The sequence below is a fragment of the Priestia abyssalis genome (assembly GCF_002019595.1).
In the GTDB taxonomy this organism is placed as follows: Bacteria; Bacillota; Bacilli; order Bacillales; family Bacillaceae_H; genus Bacillus_BA; species Bacillus_BA abyssalis.
This window is the reverse complement of record NZ_KV917369.1, coordinates 449,883-470,145: the sequence shown is the minus strand read 5'-3', so window position 1 is coordinate 470,145 and position 20,263 is coordinate 449,883. Positions and strand designations below refer to the sequence as shown.

The window sequence follows — 20,263 nt, the reverse complement described above, 5'->3', positions numbered from 1 at the left end:
AAAAGAAGTATCCAACTATAGTCATAAATACCTTACTGGAAGAAAGTAAACATTTTTGATTACGTCGTTATAAAATAAATTGCACTTAAAACCATTCGGATACTCATAAATGTTAGGGGGGAATAATTAATTCTTATATCCTTATACCTCTAAAATTCAACTTCTTCATGGTAAGAATGACTGCCTCCTTACTTGATACCAAAAGACGGAGAGAACAAATATCAGCAGCAATATGAACTAAACCTTTATTCACCTTCCCATAAAGCATTAAATAAGTCTCTCCAACATCTAACCCTAAATCTCTTCATACAAACGTCATAAAAGTATCGTTGTAATAACATTTCACAAGGTTAGTAAATTGGGCTTGTACTCGTTCACTGATAAAGGAAGCATCTAAACTTAATAAATTGTATAAAGCAATACCCCTTGCTTTTGTTCCGTTACTGGAATGATTAACAAGGGGTTTTATATTTTCTATGAATTTGATACTGATTCTAGACAGAAATTTGAAATTGTTTCTAACCAATGTTCAATTTCTTTTTGACCATCCATTTCACAAATTTGTTCATACGTCATTAATTTAACTACTTCATTATTCAGTAGTTTCTTTATTGTACCTTCATTAGGTTCTATCAATGATGAAATTAACTTTGGTACATCACATTCTGGTGTAAAAACAATATCAACATCCAATACTGCTTTAATCGCCGCAGGATGTATATAATTTTCCATTTCTCTCTTTTGAGTGATGAATGCCACTGAACCATCTCCACGTGCATTAATCTTATCACACCACTTTTGATATTTTGGTGGTATCTTCTCATCACGGTCATAGATATGAACTTCAGGTATACCCAATGCCTTCAAATATTGGTTTTCTACCCATCCCTTTAATGTACTTCCACCTGAAGGTAACACCAAAATTTTACTACTCCCACTTAAACTAATAACAGCTTGATTATGACGACTAATTATTTCACTCAATGTTTTTAAACATTCTACATCATGTACGCCTTCTACAAAAACTGCTACCTTTACATTCTCATCAATTGGTGGCGGTAAAACACCTAAAGCCTCTGCAATTTCATTTATTACAAAGTCACCTTCAGCAGCATTTTGAACCTCTTTGCCTGATGTACCTTCTTTAATGTATCTTAGGGATTCAGTTGGAAGTAAACCAGCAAATCCGGGAACATGTGTTGTTAAAATTACTTGTGTCTTATCGTTTTGAGAGAGTGCTTTTAAGGCATCAGCTAACAATATTTGATTGCTAGGATGTTGTGCAGTTTCGGGTTCTTCAATAGCGTATATCACACTCCTACTTCCTGATTCCGATAACTTTCGTTCTGCTTCAGCCCTAAAAAAGTTAAGCAAGATTAACCTTCTTACGCCACTTCCTCTTTTATTAATAGGTATATCATTATCACCATCTAATGACATTTTAAACACTTTATCCCACTTAGGTTCTTCAGCGAAATGTGGCGTTAATTGCTTTGCCAATGTTTCATCCATATCTTTCAACTTTTCTACTGTGTTAGCCGCAACCTCTAATGCTTTTCTTTTAACAGTTTCTTTTATTTTGGTTAATTCTTCTTCAACTGTTGTTAATGCTTCCTTTATAGCTAATTTCATTGGGTCTTGTACTTCTGAATCTCCATCTAAGCTTGGCCTATCTGATTGAAAAAGAGAATACATAGGTAATTGATGTTTCAATTTCTCCCACACAGATTTTGCATCACCTTTTGTAACAGGAATCTCCCTTAATTCTAGCTTTAAATCTTCAAACGATTTGTAAATTGCCTGACGCATACTAACATTTGAACGGAGATCAATACCTGTCTCTTCAATGCCTAGATCTGTAATTCTTCTCTTTAATTGTGCATTGGTTAAATCCAGTAGATCAGAAGCCGAATGTTCAGAAGGGTAATTGGCAACTAAGAAAACTTCGTGTGGTACAGTCTTTTTACTGCAATCAAATACTTTATGTACTTCTAGTTGATTTTGTTCATTAAGAAGATACTCTTGCTGTAAAGTAGTAATTGCAGTTGTATCAATACTAATAGGGTTCGTAGGTAAATCTGAAAATACACATCCTATCCTTACTTTAGTATCTGTACTTTGAACACATAAGTCATCTTGTCCAATCTTAACTATCTCATTGTTAAAGAATATTTCCAACGCTTCAAGAATAGTTGATTTCCCTATATCATTTTTACCGATAAAGGCTGTCAAGTCATCCATATCAACTGAAACTCTCTCTTTGTACGACCTGAAATTTTCTAATATAACCTTTTCTAATTTCAATATACACTCCCCCAAATTACCTATAATTTCCTCTATATCTACAAATTACCACAAAAAGTAACCATGTTCTACATTTAATTTCCAAATTTGGCCACTCATTTGCTTTATCTGGAAATCTATGTTTCATTGTTTTAGGGTTGTAAATATCAAAGAAAAAACTTAAACAAGAAAAGGTAGAAGTTACAATGAAAAAAGAATTGAATTAAGAATCGGATACACATATAGAGTTATTATAGATCATTGCAGTCAAAGCAATTGACGGTATTACTTACAATGAGATTATAGAACTTAAAAATTTGCATAATACTAATACGAGACTAGAGTATTTCAGCAAAATCAAAGAAAAGTATATTATCGAACTTACTATGTTGGGATTTACTGACAATATTACACGGATGCCGAAAAGTGTGTATTCTTCTGCATACGCTGTATGCTTCACCAAATACCATACTAAAACAAGAAAAGCACCCCAAAAAGGATGCTTCTTTAGATTTAAGATTTGGTAACTTCTTTCTTCACATTAAAATGTTTATCAAAAAACTCAATATTATTACTAACCAAATCAGAGATCACTTTTTCTATAACGGGAACTGAAACTGAATTACCAAACTGTTTATAAGCAAATTTATCATTAGGGTGACATTTAAAGTAATCTGGAAATCCCTGTAACCTTGCACACTCCCTAGGAGTTATGCGTCGTGGAATATTATTTTGCACAATTCCTAATCTATGTGAGTCAGCAGAGGTCAATGTAATGGAAATACTATCAGGATCAAGAAATTTAAAGACTTCAAAGGACATATTTCCTGCTACCGGATTATATTTCTTTTCACCATCATCACTTATATATCCCTTTTCAAGCAGTGAATCAATTATTTCTTGTAAATTTGGTACATCGAAGAAAGTTCGAATTTGATTTATTGTAAGTCTTTTCCCATCTTGTTCAGTACCAAACACTTTCTTTCTTCTATTTGCAATTAAAGCATTCATAAATTCAATTTCTTCCTGGCTACAATCCCCTTTGAGACCTAGTTCCCAAGAGTGAATTGATTTTCCATTTCTATAATCAATTAACCTATAACCGTGCAGTGAATTAAATTCATTACCAACGACTTTAGATAACATATTTATAAATTTATCCGTACACTTATATTTTTCCATCACTTCTTTATCAGTTTCAAGAATATTCTTAACGGTAAGATGATTATATTTATCTTCATTAAAAAGTGACAGTTGCTTCTTTTTAAATTCATGGGAGTCTGAAGAACCAGTATCACTTTCAAGCGATAAATTAGGATACTTATTTAATAAACCAACAATATAAATCCTAACCCTATTTTGCGGAATCCCAAAATTGCTACTATTCAATACTAAATAGTTTACTTTATAATTTAGTGCTTCTAACTTTTCAATTATGGTAGAAAGGGTTCTTCCTTTATCATGAGATACCAATCCACGGACATTTTCTAAAAGAAAGCCCGTAGGTCTGTATTTTTCAAGCAGCCTTTCAATTTCGAAAAATAGAGTTCCTCTAGTATCACCAAATCCCCTTTGTTTACCAGCATACGAAAAAGGCTGACAAGGGAAACCAGCTAAAAGGAAATCAAAATCATCTATCTCGTCTATAAAATGAATATCACCTTCTGGTGTTTCATTAAAATTTAACTGATATGTTTCACAAGCATTTTTATCAATTTCACTAGATAGTACACACTTAGTTTCAATTCCAAAGTTCTTCATTGCATTTTCAAAACCTAAGCGTATACCCCCGATACCTGCAAATAAATCAACAAATTTAATTACCATAACATCTCCAATCCCTTACGGTAAATTAGTTTCTATGAAATCAATTAATACTGTAAGTTCCTCTTCTGTAAATGCAACGGTACACTGGCTATTCTCACAAATAGTAGTAATTGCACTTCTTCTTTGAAAGTTCCCTGCACCATCAATTATATAAGCAATAAAATTACCACTTGAGGTGACAAGTTCATATCTAGACTCTGCTTGTCCGGCTTTTCTTTCAATCGTACTATTGGTAGTTACTTGAAAACTAATTTCTACTGCAACTGCCTTTTGATTCTTAGATACTACTACATCAAATGTTGTTTCAGTACGACCAGCATTGTGAGTCACCCCAGGAATATGGCCATTGCTAACAACTGAATATTCATCAGATAATTTGTCCTTCAGAAAGGTTATTACATAATTTTGTGCAATTTGTCCTAAAGAATTTGCGGCTGCACCACCAGTAATTCTACTTACATGAATATATCTTTGTCTAATAAATTCATCTAATTCTTCCTTTTTTCCCAAGAGGTTACTTATCATACATTTACTTAAGTTTTCAGAAGTAATCTCGCTTTCTGCATTGGAACCATATAATAATATCATAATAACGTCTTTTGTTAAATCATCTAGAGATTTTTCCTGTAATAAACCCGAACCATCAATGAAAAGTTTTTTATTGTTTAACTTATTAGCACAAGGTAAGGCTTTAAATGTATATTCGTATAAAGTTTCTTTCCAATAATATTTAAAATCACTTCCATCAGGAAATATACTTGTAAAATTGTCATTAATTCTTTGAAGCATTTCACCGCTAACGTCAGATAGGACAACTAGATGTTTTAAAAATAGATTAGCAGGAAAATTGGCAGATTCAATAATAGAAAAAATTTGTTCAGGCTGAGAATCAGCTAAATTTAAAATGGATACAAAACGATCTTGTGTTTCAATTAACTTTGGAATAATGCTTGTAGATGCTTCGAGTGCAGTTAATTCGCTTGGCCACCATAAAGATGCTTTAGAGTATAATTCTGTGTATGTTCTATTGTATTTTTCCATCTAAAAATTCCCCTTTTACTAAAAATAACATTTAAGGTAATCATACAATATAATTGCTATCTTTTGTAAAAGAGATATAAAAAAATTACGTATGCAATATAACTCTTATTTATCTATATAATTCCACCAGGTATTAAACATTTCAGTCCAATATGTCTTTTTAAACTGCCTATTTAAAATACCGAAAAAGAAGCCATAAATGTTTTTGACCTTACTAAATTTTATTTTTCTAACCAACACTTTGAAAGCTTTAATTGCCGTATTAACAATGTCACTAGTAACTTTATTTTTCTTTGCAGAAATAGTTACTAACTTCCAAAACTCTTCAATTTTTTTTGCATCATTAAAAAAGTTTCTAACAAGATCAGTAAACTGTACAGGAACTTTTTCACTCACAAAAGATACATCCAGAATTACTTCGTGTTCATTTACATTACCTGCTTCATTACGTTTAATTTTATTTTGGTTGTTAGTTTTAGAAAGGTTGTCAGTTTGTGGTTGGTTCAATTTTTTGCTTTCAGATGGTTCGGAACACGGTTCAAAAGATGGTTCAACACGTAATTGAAAACGATTGAACACATATACATTACTCGATTTAGAACCATTTTTCCGTACTGTATCATGTACCAATAACAAACCTAATTCTTTAGCTTTTGCAATCATACGTTTAAAAGTGCTTCTTGAAATTCCAACACCATTATCTTCATGGGTAGCTGAAACAACTGTTCCAATTTTCGCATTACATACACCAGCAACCTTTGCGGAAAAACGAATAAGGCGTTTTAAAGCAACCAGTTCTGACTTTGTAAACTGACCTTTAACTTCAATCATCCACTGTTCGATGTTGTTATTAAAATCTTTTATATCTCTAAATTGTGATAGTTGCTTAAAGTTTTCAATGTTTCCTGACTGCATTGTGTAGTTCTCCCCCAAATATCAACGGAAACACCGCAGTTAACTCATCCTTCAAAAAAAGGCAATACTTAATAAGCCTTGCATCATCTATTTTTTTTCGATAAAATGAAGGTTGACTATACGGTTGTCCGTATTTAGTTTGAAATTCTATTTGCAGATTCTTGGTCACGTGCTGGTAACACGTGGCTTTTTTCTTTTTAAATAAGCTTTTTTGATTAAATCTCTAACGTGTTTAGTGGATTGAATCTATCATTCTGTTCTTTCAAATCATTTCCCCACATAGCAGCATAGCGTTCTGTTACTGAGATAGATGAATGTCTCAGTAAACGTTGAACAGCAAATGTACTCATTCCTGATTGAATACAACGCTGACAAAATGTATGTCTAAAAGTATGGCTAGATAATCTTACATCTCTAAAGTTCATGATTTTTGCTAGTCGTTTAAATACATTCTGTACTGCATTTGGTGTTAGCTTCTTATTGTAACGATTCGTAAATACATAGTCATTTAAGTTCTCAATGCCAAAAAACTGTTCACAATACACCTTATAGGCAGACAATTCCTTTACTAATTTTCCTGTAATGGGAATTGTTTCGTATGTACGGGATTTTCCATAAATACTCATTGAATTGTTTTTAAAATCAATATCAGTCCAACGTAAATTACACATTTCTGATAATCTAATCCCACTAGAAATCAAGCAAACAATAATGGAATAATCTCTATACGCATAAAATGCTTTTTCACGTTGTTTAATCCGTTTGTAATAATTCAGCATTTGTTTAATGTGATAATCTGAAAACACTTCAATCTTTATATCTTCTTTAGCACGTTGGATTTTTATAGCAGGGTTCTTTTCTATTACCTCAATCTCAATCATGTAGTTTAAAAAGGCCTTTACCCTTTGAAGTTTGGAATTGGTTGTTGTAGCGTTGTTACCTTTTTTCTGATAGTGGAGTAGAAATTTCTTAATTACATTAGGGGTAATATCTTGGACATTTACAATTTCGTTGTCGTTACAAAAACTCTGGAACTGTTTAAGAATTTCTTTGTAACTTGAAATTGTAGTAGGAGATAAATTTTTAAATTCTCGGTCATCTAAAAAGTCTTGAACAGCAAATTTTAATAACATAAAAAAGACCACCTCACCTTAAATTAGTGAAGTGGTCTTCCTTGATTGTAGTAATTATCACTACAACCATTGTACAGTACCAAGTTTAAAAACACCGTTCAACCCTTGATACAATTGGTATAATGATTCCGACTGGGTTCGAACCAGCGACCTCTACCCTGTCAAGGTAGCGCTCTCCCAGCTGAGCTACGGAATCGTGATGTGATGTTGTGTAACTGTTTTTATTATATTCTTCAATACTATTCTTGTCAACTACCTTTTTATATACATTCCACTTAATAACTCGACACATCTTTATCCTATTGGAAGACTTTCACAATCGGTTATTTAGATAACTCGAATATGCCCTTAAAGGTCTAGAAAATTTGACATGACCGCCTTCTGGTCATGTCAAATTTTCTAAATCGATCTATATAGTTCTTTAAAATAGTAAATAGTCTCTTGTATTTGCTAAACTGTTTTTAAGGAATGCTGGAGGTGAAAAAGCCATGGATAAAGCGGCTTATTTGAATCGTTTTGCTGCGGAAAAGGAAAAAGAAGCAACACTTGACTATTTATACCATCTGCAAGAACAGCACATGCTTCATATCCCCTTTGAAAATTTGGATGTTATTTATCAAACTCCTATCCTTTTAGACGTTCAGCGCTTTTATCAAAAGATCGTAGAGCATCGTCGAGGGGGATTTTGCTATGAACTGAACGGATTGTTTTGCTGGCTGTTGGAACAGCTTGGATTTGATGCCCATTTAATTTCTGCAACAGTTCAAAAGGAAAACGGGTCATGGGCACTTCAAGACAGTCATGCCACCCTCCTCGTTCATCTCGATAAGCGGACGTATCTTGTGGATGTGGGATTTGGGGATTCTGTCCGCAAGCCGATTCCGCTTACAGGCGAAACCGTTGAGGATGTGCGCAGCGTCTATCGTGTTAAGCAGCTTGATAGCATGACGTATGACTTACAAAAGCAAGAAAAATCATGGAAAACGAAATACCGTTTTACGACAGACAAGAAAAAACTCGAACAATTTGCCCCGATGTGTGAGTTCAATCAAACATCTCCCGACTCTCCGTTTACAAAGACGAACTTAACGACGATCGCGACAAAAACGGGAAGAATCACGCTGTCAGGGACCACTTTAATCACGACAAACGACCAAGGCAAACAGAAAATGGAAGTGCAAAGCGATGAAATTCCCGCTTTGCTGGAAAAATACTTTCAAATTAATCTAACACAGTAAGCCTGGCCATACAGCCAGGTTTACTGTTTCTGAAAAGATAATGCGGCGGGGGTCCTACTCCCATGACAATAAACTGTTGTGTTCATTTTTATCATGATTGGCTGCCCGTTAATAAGCGATAAAAACCTTTCAAAGAAATATTGCATATAATGAAGGAACACTAATTTTTTAGGCGGGGTATGCGAATGAAAATTATATATCGTAAAGCAACCGTTTATGACTATACCGGAATTTCACTTATATTGAGCGAATCTGACGAGCTTCATTCAAATGCAATTCCGGATATGTTTCCTCCCGGCCACCCATCCATGTCTCCCTACAAGTTTCAATCGTATCTTTCAAGTCCTTATCACGTCATCATTGTAGCAGAATTGAACGGTTTAATCGTCGGCTATTCATTTGTTGAACTCCTCTATGCAACGTACCCCTTTGAAGAGGAAGAACGATGTACGGCCTTTATTGACTATTTTGGAGTAAAAAAGGCTTATCATCAGTTCGGGATCGGTGCAGGATTGTTTGAACAAACAAAGAAATGGGCCCTTAAGCAAAAAGCCTTTGCGCTGCAGCTGAATGTATGGGAATTCAACGAGAAAGCCATTCGGTTTTATGAAAAACAAGGCATGAGCTCTATCAGCCGTCTTATGCAATTAAAACTAAAAGAGAGGATAACGAAATAGAGCAAAAAGCAACTCTATTTCGTTATCCTCCCTAAAAGACCCGTCGTGAAAACCAAAATTTCAGTGACGGGCCTTTTATTAAATATCGTTTTTCGATCCGATTTTCACTCTATTCATACCATTCTGGTTTGTCGGCTTTACTATATTTAAACTACTTCCTCTTCTTCAGCAGCCTCCATCTCATCACGGTAGCGATGGGCAATCCGGCTTGCAGCGCATGCTGCAACGCTGGCGACTAAATCATCGAGAAACGTATGGACACAATTTTCCTTCTTCTCATTTAATTGATGGATAATGCCGATTTTACACTTGTCTAGGTGACCAAATGTTGTTACCGCGATACTTCCGTATGTCAAAACGGCTCCAAGCGCAATCGTTTCATCCACTCCAAATAGTCCCTCATCTTGATCTACAATGGATTGCAAAGGTTCGGACAGCTTTTTTTGCTCTGCCAGCTTGTCCAGTTCGATGCCTACTAGGAGCGCATGCTGAATCTCTCGTTTTTGCAATACACGCTCAACGCTTTGGGCACACTCATTCACCGTTAACCCTTCATTATAAGGGGCTTGCATTTCATAGACGATTTCTGCAATATCCAAAATGGATACACCGCGCTCCTCCAGCGCCAAAAACGTCGCTTTCGTTACATCCTTGCTCGGCACAAATGTTTTGCTGCTCATTTCCCTCTCCCCTTCTCACTTCTTCTTATTTATAGAATGACATATCTCATTTCCTATGCCAACCATTGCCTGTTTCTTTTAACAAAAAATTAAAAGGCCATTAACAGTTTCTATACAATATCCCGCTCCTGAAAAATGAGGTTGTAGCAGAGCCTTATTTCAATTGAATAAGCTTTATTAAAAAACAATATTAATTTTTATCATTTTAGACTCCTTCATCCGAAATGCCACTAATAAGAAAATGACCCTTTTCATCCATGTGTGAAATAGGAGAATTTTCAGACAGACATTTTCTTTCACAATATGGTAAAATGTAGATAACGCTTTCAAAGATGAGGTGATTTACTTGAACAGAAAAGTGGGACAAACCGAAGAACTCTCTTTGTATAGTGAAGAACTGCAGGAAGATATATCCTTGCTGATCTATTTACCCGCTTCTTTTTCACCGCTCTACAAATATTCATTACTGATTGCTCAAGATGGACAAGATTATTATAGGTTTGGAAGGATTCCCCGTCTTGTTGAGGAACTATTAGGCGAGAACATAATTCACAACACCATCTTTTGCGGAATTCCTTACTCTTCTGTTGCAGAACGCAGAAAGAAATACCATCCCGATGGTGAACAGCATGAAGCGTACATTCGTTTTTTAGCGCATGAGCTTGTACCTTTTTTAGACGAGCGTTATCCAACGCTTCAAATGGGGCACTCACGTGTGTTAGCAGGTGATTCTCTCGCCGGGACTGCTTCCCTTCTTACCGCTCTTACATATCCTCATACATTCGGAAAAGTCATTATGCAATCGCCATTTGTAAATGATGCGGTGCTGCATAAAGTCTCATCTTTTGAGCAGCCTTCACTGCTTGAGTTCTATCACGTGATTGGCCAAGACGAAACGAATGTTCAGATGACAGACGGGAAATTTTCCGATTTTCTAACACCTAACCGAAAACTTCACGCTTTACTAACAGAAAGGAAGTTTCAAACCTTTTACGAAGAATTTTCCGGAGATCATAAGTGGAAATATTGGCAGCCTGATTTAAAACGAGCACTAACACAAATGCTGCATATATAACATTTATGGACATCCACTGTCTTGTCCAGATTTACGTGCTAATCATGTTCCGCTTTTTATCTGCATGAGCGGCATAGGATTTATCACATATGTTTTTTTGAAAATTTGTTATAATTAGTTCAATCCACATATCCACCGAGGAGGACAAACAATGAAATATGGAGTTGTTATATTTCCATCAAAAACATTGCAAGATGCTGCAAATTCGTACCGAAAACGATACGATACACATTATGCGTTGATTGCTCCACATCTTACTGTAAAGGAAACTTTCGAAGCATCAGAAAACGAAATCAAGGAAATTTCTCAAGAATTAGAGAGAGTGGCAAACACAACAGAGCCCTTTAACTTGAATGTAACAAAAGTGAGCTCATTTTCCCCCGTCAATAATGTTCTATATTTTAAAGTAGAAAAAAATGAAGCGTTGGAAGATTTATATGAGCGACTTCATACAGGTAGCTTATCACAAGAATCTCCATATGCTTTCGTACCCCATATCACCATCGGTCAAGGACTTTCCGATGATGAACATCTTGATGTATACAGCCAATTAAAACTTGTCGATGTATCCCATTCAGAAATAGTGGATCGTTTCCATTTGATGTATCAATTGGATAATGATACATGGACCGTTTATGAAACATTTCGTTTTGGAAAGGAATAAAAAAATTGAACATTAAACAAACATCAAATGAACAAGAACTCCAGGATGCTTTTTATGTTCGTAAACAAGTATTTGTCGAAGAGCAGCAAGTTCCTCTTGAAGAGGAAATCGATCAATATGAAGATGAAGCCGTACACGTTGTGCTATACGATGCAAAAGAGCCGGTCGGGGCAGGACGCTTCCGTATCGTAGATGGTTACGGAAAGGTAGAACGCATTTGTGTCATGCCTTCCCACCGAAAAAGCGGTGCAGGTAAAATCATCATGATGGAAATGGAGCATATCGCCCTCCAGCATGGAATGGATAAACTCAAGTTAAACGCCCAAACGCATGCCGAAGGCTTTTATCAAAAACTCGGCTATGAAACCGTATCGGGTGAGTTTTTAGATGCCGGCATCCCCCATGTCACGATGGTTAAAACATTATCTTAAAGTATGTGTCTTCATCTGACAAAAGTTTTCATAACACTAAACGTTACGCTCATAGAAAATATTGGATAAATATAGGGTGAATATGGGTCTTTTACGGCTTGAGGCATAGTCGTGCAGAGCCCATTAAAGCAGGATAAACTGTAAAGAAAGAGACACGAAAATTTTTCGTGTCTCTTTTTCTTTGGACAGATTTGCATTCATAAAATGATCCATTCCGTACAAAGCTATATAGTAATTACGTCGTTTAGGAGAATGCATATGGATTTTTTACGTATAGCGCTCGAATTGTTCGTAGGCTTTTTCAGCCTGTTTTTTTTGACTAGGCTCCTTGGAAAAATGACGATTACCCAAATCACAACATTCGACTTTATTTCGGCCCTTGTTCTCGGTGAACTTGTCGGAAACGCTCTTTATGACCATGAAATCGGTTTGACCGAAATTTTATTTGCCGTAGCTTTTTGGGGGATACTGATCTTTTCAACCGAAATCATTACACAGAAGAATATTCGGATTCGGGGCTTTTTGGAGGGAAAACCGTCCCTTATCATCCATAAAGGAAAAATTCAATATGACGAACTGAAGAAAAATCATTTGGACATTGACCAACTCCAGCATTTGCTTCGAGCGAAAGACGCGTTTTCCTTACGGGAAGTGGAATATGCCATTTTAGAAACGAATGGTACGGTAAGCGTCTTGAAAAAGGCAGAGTACGCAACGCCTACAAGAGCCGATCATAATATGTCAAATAAGCCGCCCGCTTTGCCCATCACTTTCATTAGTGACGGCCGGCTTTTAAAAGAAAATTTAACCATGAGCGGACTCAATGAAACATGGCTTCAAGAAGAGCTGCACAAAAAAGGTATCCGGCACTACTCCCAAGTTTTATATGCCGAGTGGGAAGATGGAAATTCCCTGCATGTGGAAACATATTAAACGGCTCTGATTTCCCTATAAATTAAACTGTTAATGAGCAGCAATTACATAAAATGCCGCTCACTCATCTAGTAATCACGTTCCATATATACATGATCACTAGATGAATGAGCGGTTATCCTATTTGTAGTAATAGCTTTCATTTCTTTTTCATCACCTGTGCTTCCACTTCGATGTGAAACAGCACTTTTGGTTCATGTAGATGAATATAGCCGCTATTGATGATATAGGCCAAGCCATATTGTTGTATCAGCTGCATTGTGACTGCCTTCTTTCCTTTATTCCCCTTCTGTCATTTGTCAATGGAGAGAATAAATTATTTAAATCACTTCGTTAATTAAGCGCCCTTTTCCCGTTAGCTGCGCAAACATCTCTTCTACTTTCTCCCGTGTGTAAGCTGTTCTCTTCGGTGTGGTCTTCTGGACGTTCATTTCTCGTTCTTCAGTAAACTCAAAAGGGGTGTCTGGATTATTCAATTTTCCTTCTATTCTTGGTTTCATCACTTTTGTCAACTTTTGATATTGGTGTTTAACAGGAATGGTACGATTAGCATATTGAATATATTGCTCATGATGAATCGGCAAGATATAACCCATGTTTTTTCCTCCTCCATGCTTTCTTCACTTTTATTTACCCTTTATAGATTGACTAATAACAATGGTCCGGGTCTTTTACTATAAGATACGTTTTGATATGATAGTTTTTGACTGTTGTACAAACTTTTTTTACGGTGAAGATAGGGAAAACCGTTTTCATATATCTTATTTTTTTTAAGCAGTAGCTGAGCGTGACTATATCACTCGAAGCAGAGAAGCTGCCAGCCATTAAAGCTGGATAAAGGAAAGGAGGAGGATACTATTGCTGGAACATGCAGTACACAAAGGAAAAAAGATTCATTTATCCCGCCTTTCACGCGAAAAATACCAATTGATTTATGAGGCTTGTTTGCGTCAGGAAGTAACATGTCAGCATTGCGGCCAACCTGTCAGACTATATCTTGGCATTGAACAGCCTCCCCATTTTTATCATGCAGCGGCTCCGCACAGCCGTGCAGCCTGCGAAGAAACAGAAGCTGCTGCCTCCTTGCAGACGGATAAAGGGGAAGAAAAGAAGGAGGAACAGACGATACAAAATGGGTTTCGGATACCTAAATCACGCCCTATTGAGGCTCAGTTGCCCGAAAATTCCATTACCTGGAAGAATTCCACATCCGTTGATTTTCTCCCTCCTTTTAAAAAACGTATTATTACGACAACAAGCGACAACGATGCTTATACTCACTCTCTGAAGGAAAAAGGGATTGTGCTGGATGCCTATCAATGGGATGCGGTCACGACAACTGAAGGCCCCCTTCTCATTTTGGCAGGAGCGGGGAGCGGTAAAACCCGAGTGCTGACAGCCCGGACAGCCTATATGATCCAGGAGAAAAAAATTGACCCTCGCTCTATTATGCTTGTCACATTTACAGCGAAAGCCGCAAAAGAAATGAAACAACGCTTGCTTCATTATCCATTCATGTCGTCAGCTGTTGTTCAAAAACTTATTTCCGGTACCTTTCATAGTATTTTTTATAAAATGATTGCCCATTTTCAGCCGCAGGCCTGGAATATGGACAGGCTTCTCAAATGGGAATGGCAAAAAGAACAAATCGTGAAAGAAGCCGGACGAGAGCTTCTTTTAGATGAGCGTGAATTTGCTTACGACCAGGCCTTGCAGCAAATCAGCTATTGGAAAAATACGTTGACCGCTGTGCCAGACGTGCGTCCTGCAAGTCAATGGGAAGAACGGGTTCACTACCTGTATAAACATTATGAAACGAAAAAACAAAAAGGAAATCTGTTTGACTTTGATGATATGCTGTATGGGTGCTATGTTATGTTAAAGGAAAACCCTTCTCTTCTTGCACGTTACCAAGAAAGATTGCGTTATTTTCTAATAGATGAATTTCAGGATATTAACAAAGTCCAATATGAAATCATGAAAATGCTGAGTGCAGGTTCTGCTAACTTATGTGCTGTCGGTGATGACGATCAATCCATTTATGCGTTCCGCGGAAGTAATCCTTCCTTTATTTTGAACTTTAAAGATGACTTTCCCGGTACAAAAACGGTGACTTTGAGCGAAAATTATCGTTCCTCTCATAATATTGTCGCGTCTGCCAATAAAGTCATTGCTCTCAATAAAGAAAGATATGAAAAAAAGATGTTCGCCCAGTTCGATAACAACGTCTATCCAACCATGTTTTTTCCTTATGATGAAGAAGAAGAGGCAACCATGATTGTGACAGATATAAAAGAAAAAATTCAACAAGGCGCGCAGCCTTCTGATTTTTCCATTCTATATCGGACCCATTCTTCATCGCAGGCTGTATTCGAACGATTAACGCAGTCCAACCTGCCATTTATGGTGGAACAAGATACAGAATCTTTCTACCAACGTCGTATCGTCCGAAGTATGCTCGGATTTTTGCGCCTAAGTATAAATCCCAATGATACAAAAGCGATGCAGGATTTGCTCATGTCGTTATTTTTGAAACAATCCGCTTTGAATGATGTGAAAGCTTTCAGCATTTTGAATGACGTTTCCCTTGTCAAAGCCTTAGCTTTTTTAGAAAATTTGCAGCCGTTTCAGCAAAAAAAGCTAAAGAAAATTGTACCGCTCTTCGATTCACTCAAGACGCTATCACCGCTTGCCGCTCTTGAGATGATCGAAAAAGATATGGGATTTGAAGAATTTGTCAAAAAGCGTGGAAATGAAGGAAATATAATGGAAAAAGGCTCCGACGACGTGCGAGATTTAAAAGTCGTAGCTCGAAAATTCCAGACGGTTTCTGAATTAATCGAGCATGCAGACCATATGACCGCCATGAATAAAGAGATGAAGCAGCTCAGCAAACAGTTTCATGACAGTGTCCAGCTTTCGACCATTCATCGGGCGAAAGGATTGGAATATAAATATGTATATGTGTTAAGCGGCGTGGACGGCGGGATCCCTCATGACTACGCCCTCGATTCTTATCGAAACGGAGAAGAGGGAGCTCTTGAAGAAGAACGGCGTCTCCTATATGTGGCTATGACCCGTGCCCAGTATTCGCTGTACTTATCAGTCCCGCAAACACGACGCGGTAAAACGGCTTACCCGTCTCGCTTTATCAAGCCGTTCTTGACAAAGACTACCAAATATTCTCTTGTTGAAACATAAAGTGAAGCTTCATTCAGTGAGAGCTTACTGTCCGTTCGTCCTGGATAAAAGGTTCTTAACACTATAATCGAATTTAAAAAGCCATCAGTTGACTGATGGCTTTTTAAATTCGATCAAATGGGCCGTGCAGCCAAACAATCGTTTTTCCACCATTCTAATGCAAGGTTCATTTGATAAATTCTAAGAAAGCGTCTAAAAAGACGCTTTCTTAGAATTTATTTGTTGTTTAACATTTTCGCAATCGTTCCAAAGTCGATTGAATCGCCATTATTTGTGATTGCTTTCACAATTTTATCTTTTTTATCTTTTGTTACCGGTTTATTGGCAATTTGAGATACCCGGTCGACAATATTACGAACAGTTTTTTCATCTTTGAAGTTGGCATTTTGCAAAGAACCTGCGAGCTCCATCAAATCTTTCATATTGACACCCGTTTTTTTCTCAATGTTTTTAAATAAATTATTATCCATGATGACACCCTCCTTTTTTGCTTATATATGGTATGTGTCCATCTCTAAACTGGTGATTCCTTTGCCCATATTTTCTTTCTTCCCGCTTGTCTAAGAAAAAAAAAAGTACGAGTGCCAAACACTCGTACTTTATTTCGCGTCCTATCTTTCAGGAGGGAATCATTTGAGGGTATTAGCAGCAGAAAGCTGCACCAACGATGATTAATAAGATGAATAATACTACGATTAACGCGAAACCGCCGCCGTAGCCGCCACCGTAGCCGCCACCGTATCCATATCCGCAACATCCGTAACCCATGCTTTTGCACCTCCTCTTTCCTTGTTCTCTAATACAATATGAAACCGGAACGAAAAACGTATGGGCTATTTTCATAATTTCTTTTGCGTATTTTCTCTATCCATTGGTTAAGTTTAGAAACAATTCTTTACGATGAATGAAATGGATCCTCCAAATCCATTTTATCTAATAGCTCAATGCCCTTTTCTTGATTTATCCCTTGCTCTATTTGTTTAGAGATGCGTTGAAAGTTTTTTTCTTCACGCTCCATCCGTTCCCGGTGCCTACCCATTATATGGGTTTCAAAAAATTTTTCGAGTTCTTCATCAAAAGCCAATCTCCTCACCACCCTTTTTTGTATTGTATTCCTGTGTATAACTGCCAGTGCCTGCACTGCAAGGAAAGGCTTCAGCAAAATACCTTTTACCTCCGAAATCCAATAGAAGCCTTGTTTCGTCAATCTGACGAAACAAGGCTTCTATTGAGGCTGACTTAAAAATGGATGTAAACGTTCAATCAGCTTTTTTACTTTCCGTGCTTGCAATTCAAAGGCGAAGCTTCGCTCTCCTTTGAATTGCAGCGTGAGCCACTCTAGTTCTGCTTCACATTTTTTTAAGGCTGTTAGCAGAAGCTGACGATCCGTTACAGGCGGAAGAGGCAGCCGGTCATCATATAAATCAAGAAACAGTTCACCCTTACTATCGATTTGAGCTAAAAAGACTTCACTGATTTCATAGCCTTTTTGCTCAATTTTTGATTTCAGCCACTGCCTTGTGTACCCGGACATCCTCAGTGGTTCATCTAAAATAACGCCATCCATGATGACCGTTTGCGGTTCTTTCTCACGAGTATATTTCGTAAATAGTTGTTCGACGGTTACAGGCTGCTTTTCCGTTTTCAATAAAACGCTTATATCCCCATTCGCTTCTAATGTAGCGAACTCTACATCTGCCAAACGAAAAACATCCTTTTTCCGAAGCTGTTCGAGCAATTCATCTGTCGTATATTTTTCACGTTTGAGATTTTTCTCCAGAACCCGTCCTCCTTGAATGAATACAGTCGAATTCCCTTCTATAAAATCACGGAATCCCTTACTTCTAAGCGAAATTTGAGCAATAATGATCGGTGTGAGTACCCATATTAAAATACTCGTCAGACCGTTTACTATATTCAATTCAATGTCCATCGACAGCGTACCGGCAATGTCCCCAACGGTAATCCCTACAATGTACTCAAAGAAAGACAGCTTGGATAGTTGCTTCTTCCCTAATAATTTCGTCACAACAAATAATCCGATAATAATTGAAATAGAACGTATTGCAATTTGAATCCATTCTGCCATTCTGTAGACTCCTTCTATTTAATGAAAACGACTGCCGTTTGTTAGCTCATGCTCAAGCTCCTGGAGCTGTTTTCTCAGCTCTTCTACTACTTCTTCCGTTTCCGTCACAGCTTCACGAAAAACGCTTTGTACTTCTTCTTCAGTTACCTGTAAAGCATACTCCTGAAGCATAGCATGAATATTTTTCGCGTTTACGAAACATTGTTTAACTTGTAGAAATAAGGTCATGTCCGTTCATCCTTTCGGCTTGAATAGTGCGGCCCCTATAAAACCGAACACGATGGCTGCAGAAATTCCTGAGCTTGTCACCTCGAACATGCCCGTGAGTACTCCAACGACTCCATGCTTATCCGCTTCCTGTAAAGCACCGTGAACAAGTGAATTTCCAAAGCTTGTAATCGGGATTGTCATCCCTGCCCCCGCGAAAGCGATAAGCGGCTCATATAGATCAAATCCATCTAAAATTGCTCCCGCTACGACAAGGGCACTAAGGGTATGAGCAGGTGTCAATTTAAATACGTCCATTAAAACCTGTCCAATCACACAGATGATTCCGCCAACGACAAACGCCCAAAAAAACATCGCTGCCATGTTACATCCCCCCTGCTTCGATTGATACGGCATGTGCAATGCACGGAATCGTTTCTTGCTGCTGAAAGGTGAGCGGCGACAGTAAAGCCCCCGTTGCAACAACTAGTAAACGTTGAATCTTTCCTTTTTTCATTTCGTTCAACAAATGTCCATATAATACGGTAGCGGAACAGCCGGGACCGCTCGCACCCGATAATACTGGCTGTCCTTCTCTATAAATCATGAGTCCACAGTCGTTATATCGGTCTTCACTCAGCGAATATCCTTTTTCTTTTAAAAGCTCCAGTGAAACCTCCCGTCCGATTTTACCCAAATCCCCTGTTACGATAAGATCGTAGTAATCGGATGTTATTCCTCGATCTTTTAAATGGGCAATGATCGTATCAACCGCTGCCGGCGCCATTGCCCCTCCCATATTAAAAGGATCCGACAATCCCATATCGATGACCCGCCCGATTGTTGCGCTCGTCACAACGGGGCCCATTCCTTTTTGAGCAACGATTGCCACTCCTGCCCCCGTAACGGTCCACTGAGCTGTTGGAGGCTTTTGGCCGCCATATTCAGTTGGATAACGAAACTGCTTTTCTACGGCAGCATTATGACTGGAGGCACCGGTTATTACATAATTGGCTCCTTGATAATTCACAAGGAAAGATGCCAGGGCAAGACCTTCCATAGAAGTTGAGCATGCCCCAAAAAGCCCGATATAAGGAATTTGATTCGTTCTTGCAGCAAAACTCGAAGGAGTGATTTGATTGATTAAATCTCCCGCCAGAAAAAACTGCATATCCTCTTTTTGAAGGGAGGCTTTTGTTAAAGCCCTGTCTACTGCATCTTCTAACAATACACGATGTGCTTTCTCATACGAGTCCTGCTCAATCCATAAATCTTCATGTAAAACATCAAAATCATCTGCCAAATTCCCATTTGCCTCAAACGGACCGCCTACTGTTCCTGTTGAAATAATGACCGGCTTTTGCTGAAATATCCACGTTTGCTGTCCTTTTAACATTACAACCCGCCCCATTGAATAAGAATCGTTTTAATCAACCCTACTATAAAAGCACTAAATACCCCAAACAAAATAACAGAACCTGCCATTTTAAACATATTTCCTCCCACTCCTAGCACAAACCCTTCCGTTCTATGTTCAATAGCTGCCGAAATCACGGCATTTCCGAACCCGGTTACAGGAACAGCACTGCCCGCGCCTGCAAACTGGGCAAGGCGGTCATATACCCCAAATCCCGTTAAAAGCATGGAAATAAATATCATTGTGGCCACAGTTGGATGCCCGACCGTTAGCTCCGTAAAATTAAAGAAATACATGTACGTGTAAGATATGGCTTGCCCGATGATACAAATGAAGCCGCCCACTAAAAAAGCACGTATACAGTTTTTTAGAACGGGACGCTTCGTTTCTAATTTCTGCTCTAATTCTTGATATTGTTTTTGTGTAGGTGAAAATTGGTTATCTTTATTCAT

21 protein-coding genes, 1 tRNA gene and 1 pseudogene are annotated in these 20,263 nt (G+C 37.6%); 7 read left to right on the top strand and 16 right to left on the bottom strand.

What is annotated here, in order from left to right; genetic code table 11:
- Nucleotides 1-474 precede the first annotated feature (474 nt).
- From BK575_RS02340 to BK575_RS02315, 6 genes are all read right to left on the bottom strand, one after another.
- Nucleotides 475-2,304, bottom strand: a complete 1,830-nt coding sequence (locus tag BK575_RS02340) for an ATP-binding protein (protein WP_169907498.1) — start codon at nucleotides 2,302-2,304, stop codon at nucleotides 475-477.
- A 492-nt stretch (nucleotides 2,305-2,796) separates the two neighbouring features.
- Nucleotides 2,797-4,110 carry a DNA cytosine methyltransferase gene (gene dcm, locus BK575_RS02335; protein WP_078408722.1) on the bottom strand — a complete coding sequence of 438 codons (1,314 nt, stop codon included), beginning with the start codon at nucleotides 4,108-4,110 and terminating at the stop codon, nucleotides 2,797-2,799.
- Between the two features lie 15 nt (nucleotides 4,111-4,125).
- Nucleotides 4,126-5,151 (bottom strand): hypothetical protein, encoded by a 1,026-nt coding sequence (locus BK575_RS02330; RefSeq protein ID WP_078408721.1) that lies wholly within the window; start codon nucleotides 5,149-5,151, stop codon nucleotides 4,126-4,128.
- A 105-nt stretch (nucleotides 5,152-5,256) separates the two neighbouring features.
- A complete protein-coding gene (locus BK575_RS02325) occupies nucleotides 5,257-6,066 on the bottom strand; it encodes a hypothetical protein (protein WP_078408720.1) in 810 nt (269 codons plus the stop codon).
- A 215-nt stretch (nucleotides 6,067-6,281) separates the two neighbouring features.
- A complete protein-coding gene (locus BK575_RS02320; RefSeq protein ID WP_078408719.1) occupies nucleotides 6,282-7,199 on the bottom strand; it encodes a tyrosine-type recombinase/integrase in 918 nt (305 codons plus the stop codon).
- Between the two features lie 123 nt (nucleotides 7,200-7,322).
- Nucleotides 7,323-7,395, bottom strand: a tRNA-Val gene (locus BK575_RS02315).
- 292 nt (nucleotides 7,396-7,687) lie between these two features.
- Between BK575_RS02315 and BK575_RS02310 the strand changes: the two genes are divergently transcribed.
- Nucleotides 7,688-8,437: an arylamine N-acetyltransferase family protein gene (locus tag BK575_RS02310; RefSeq protein WP_078408718.1), complete on the top strand. Its 750-nt coding sequence runs from the start codon at nucleotides 7,688-7,690 to the stop codon at nucleotides 8,435-8,437.
- A 185-nt stretch (nucleotides 8,438-8,622) separates the two neighbouring features.
- Nucleotides 8,623-9,114 carry a GNAT family N-acetyltransferase gene (locus tag BK575_RS02305; RefSeq protein ID WP_169907495.1) on the top strand — a complete coding sequence of 164 codons (492 nt, stop codon included), beginning with the start codon at nucleotides 8,623-8,625 and terminating at the stop codon, nucleotides 9,112-9,114.
- A 146-nt stretch (nucleotides 9,115-9,260) separates the two neighbouring features.
- Here BK575_RS02305 and BK575_RS02300 read toward each other — a convergent pair whose 3' ends face one another.
- Nucleotides 9,261-9,794, bottom strand: coding sequence for a phosphatidylglycerophosphatase A family protein (locus BK575_RS02300; RefSeq protein WP_078408716.1), 534 nt, complete (start codon nucleotides 9,792-9,794; stop codon nucleotides 9,261-9,263).
- A 346-nt stretch (nucleotides 9,795-10,140) separates the two neighbouring features.
- Between BK575_RS02300 and BK575_RS02295 the strand changes: the two genes are divergently transcribed.
- The 4 genes from BK575_RS02295 (at nucleotide 10,141) to BK575_RS02280 (ending at nucleotide 12,897) form a co-directional block, all read left to right on the top strand.
- Nucleotides 10,141-10,869 carry an alpha/beta hydrolase gene (locus BK575_RS02295; RefSeq protein ID WP_078408715.1) on the top strand — a complete coding sequence of 243 codons (729 nt, stop codon included), beginning with the start codon at nucleotides 10,141-10,143 and terminating at the stop codon, nucleotides 10,867-10,869.
- A 151-nt stretch (nucleotides 10,870-11,020) separates the two neighbouring features.
- Entirely contained in the window at nucleotides 11,021-11,533 is a 513-nt protein-coding gene (locus BK575_RS02290) for a YjcG family protein (RefSeq protein ID WP_078408714.1), read from the top strand.
- Nucleotides 11,534-11,538: 5 nt separating this feature from the next.
- Nucleotides 11,539-11,964 carry a GNAT family N-acetyltransferase gene (locus tag BK575_RS02285; protein WP_078408713.1) on the top strand — a complete coding sequence of 142 codons (426 nt, stop codon included), beginning with the start codon at nucleotides 11,539-11,541 and terminating at the stop codon, nucleotides 11,962-11,964.
- 258 nt (nucleotides 11,965-12,222) lie between these two features.
- Complete coding sequence (locus BK575_RS02280; RefSeq protein ID WP_078408712.1) at nucleotides 12,223-12,897, top strand: DUF421 domain-containing protein; 675 nt, start codon at nucleotides 12,223-12,225, stop codon at nucleotides 12,895-12,897.
- Between the two features lie 320 nt (nucleotides 12,898-13,217).
- Here BK575_RS02280 and BK575_RS02275 read toward each other — a convergent pair whose 3' ends face one another.
- Nucleotides 13,218-13,493 carry a hypothetical protein gene (locus tag BK575_RS02275; RefSeq protein ID WP_078408711.1) on the bottom strand — a complete coding sequence of 92 codons (276 nt, stop codon included), beginning with the start codon at nucleotides 13,491-13,493 and terminating at the stop codon, nucleotides 13,218-13,220.
- A 265-nt stretch (nucleotides 13,494-13,758) separates the two neighbouring features.
- Between BK575_RS02275 and BK575_RS02270 the strand changes: the two genes are divergently transcribed.
- Nucleotides 13,759-16,098: an ATP-dependent helicase gene (locus BK575_RS02270; RefSeq protein WP_078414606.1), complete on the top strand. Its 2,340-nt coding sequence runs from the start codon at nucleotides 13,759-13,761 to the stop codon at nucleotides 16,096-16,098.
- Between the two features lie 215 nt (nucleotides 16,099-16,313).
- On the opposite strand, the gene BK575_RS02265 is transcribed toward BK575_RS02270, so the two are convergent.
- The 8 genes and pseudogenes from BK575_RS02265 to spoVAC all read right to left on the bottom strand — a co-directional run bounded on the left by BK575_RS02265 (nucleotide 16,314) and on the right by spoVAC (nucleotide 20,263).
- On the bottom strand, nucleotides 16,314-16,568 hold the full coding sequence (locus BK575_RS02265; protein ID WP_078408710.1) for a sporulation-specific transcription regulator SpoVIF: 255 nt from the start codon (nucleotides 16,566-16,568) through the stop codon (nucleotides 16,314-16,316).
- Nucleotides 16,569-16,740: 172 nt separating this feature from the next.
- Nucleotides 16,741-16,821 (bottom strand): annotated as a pseudogene (locus tag BK575_RS28895) (YjcZ family sporulation protein); the annotation flags it as partial.
- A 172-nt stretch (nucleotides 16,822-16,993) separates the two neighbouring features.
- Entirely contained in the window at nucleotides 16,994-17,182 is a 189-nt protein-coding gene (locus BK575_RS02255; RefSeq protein WP_139367957.1) for a hypothetical protein, read from the bottom strand.
- A gap of 141 nt (nucleotides 17,183-17,323) precedes the next feature.
- Entirely contained in the window at nucleotides 17,324-18,187 is an 864-nt protein-coding gene (locus BK575_RS02250; RefSeq protein ID WP_078408707.1) for a DUF421 domain-containing protein, read from the bottom strand.
- Between the two features lie 18 nt (nucleotides 18,188-18,205).
- Complete coding sequence (locus BK575_RS02245; RefSeq protein ID WP_078408706.1) at nucleotides 18,206-18,415, bottom strand: DUF1657 domain-containing protein; 210 nt, start codon at nucleotides 18,413-18,415, stop codon at nucleotides 18,206-18,208.
- Nucleotides 18,416-18,421: 6 nt separating this feature from the next.
- On the bottom strand, nucleotides 18,422-18,778 hold the full coding sequence (gene spoVAE, locus BK575_RS02240; protein ID WP_078408705.1) for a stage V sporulation protein AE: 357 nt from the start codon (nucleotides 18,776-18,778) through the stop codon (nucleotides 18,422-18,424).
- Nucleotide 18,779: 1 nt separating this feature from the next.
- Complete coding sequence (spoVAD, locus tag BK575_RS02235; RefSeq protein ID WP_078408704.1) at nucleotides 18,780-19,790, bottom strand: stage V sporulation protein AD; 1,011 nt, start codon at nucleotides 19,788-19,790, stop codon at nucleotides 18,780-18,782.
- Nucleotides 19,790-20,263 carry a stage V sporulation protein AC gene (spoVAC, locus tag BK575_RS02230; RefSeq protein ID WP_028398426.1) on the bottom strand — a complete coding sequence of 158 codons (474 nt, stop codon included), beginning with the start codon at nucleotides 20,261-20,263 and terminating at the stop codon, nucleotides 19,790-19,792. The genes spoVAD and spoVAC overlap by 1 nt, the downstream gene beginning before the upstream one ends.

Coding starts and splice junctions, on each gene's coding strand:
- dcm (WP_078408722.1), bottom strand. CDS start 4,110: ATGGTAATTAAATTTGTTGATTTATTTGCAGGTATCGGGGGTATACGC.
- BK575_RS02300 (WP_078408716.1), bottom strand. CDS start 9,794: ATGAGCAGCAAAACATTTGTGCCGAGCAAGGATGTAACGAAAGCGACG.
- BK575_RS02245 (WP_078408706.1), bottom strand. CDS start 18,415: ATGACCTTATTTCTACAAGTTAAACAATGTTTCGTAAACGCGAAAAAT.
- spoVAE (WP_078408705.1), bottom strand. CDS start 18,778: ATGGCAGCGATGTTTTTTTGGGCGTTTGTCGTTGGCGGAATCATCTGT.
- spoVAC (WP_028398426.1), bottom strand. CDS start 20,263: ATGAATAAAGATAACCAATTTTCACCTACACAAAAACAATATCAAGAA.
- spoVAD (WP_078408704.1), bottom strand. CDS start 19,790: ATGTTAAAAGGACAGCAAACGTGGATATTTCAGCAAAAGCCGGTCATT.
- BK575_RS02305 (WP_169907495.1), top strand. CDS start 8,623: ATGAAAATTATATATCGTAAAGCAACCGTTTATGACTATACCGGAATT.
- BK575_RS02320 (WP_078408719.1), bottom strand. CDS start 7,199: ATGTTATTAAAATTTGCTGTTCAAGACTTTTTAGATGACCGAGAATTT.
- BK575_RS02275 (WP_078408711.1), bottom strand. CDS start 13,493: ATGGGTTATATCTTGCCGATTCATCATGAGCAATATATTCAATATGCT.
- BK575_RS02310 (WP_078408718.1), top strand. CDS start 7,688: ATGGATAAAGCGGCTTATTTGAATCGTTTTGCTGCGGAAAAGGAAAAA.
- BK575_RS02325 (WP_078408720.1), bottom strand. CDS start 6,066: ATGCAGTCAGGAAACATTGAAAACTTTAAGCAACTATCACAATTTAGA.
- BK575_RS02280 (WP_078408712.1), top strand. CDS start 12,223: ATGGATTTTTTACGTATAGCGCTCGAATTGTTCGTAGGCTTTTTCAGC.
- BK575_RS02250 (WP_078408707.1), bottom strand. CDS start 18,187: ATGGCAGAATGGATTCAAATTGCAATACGTTCTATTTCAATTATTATC.
- BK575_RS02290 (WP_078408714.1), top strand. CDS start 11,021: ATGAAATATGGAGTTGTTATATTTCCATCAAAAACATTGCAAGATGCT.
- BK575_RS02330 (WP_078408721.1), bottom strand. CDS start 5,151: ATGGAAAAATACAATAGAACATACACAGAATTATACTCTAAAGCATCT.
- BK575_RS02265 (WP_078408710.1), bottom strand. CDS start 16,568: ATGGATAATAATTTATTTAAAAACATTGAGAAAAAAACGGGTGTCAAT.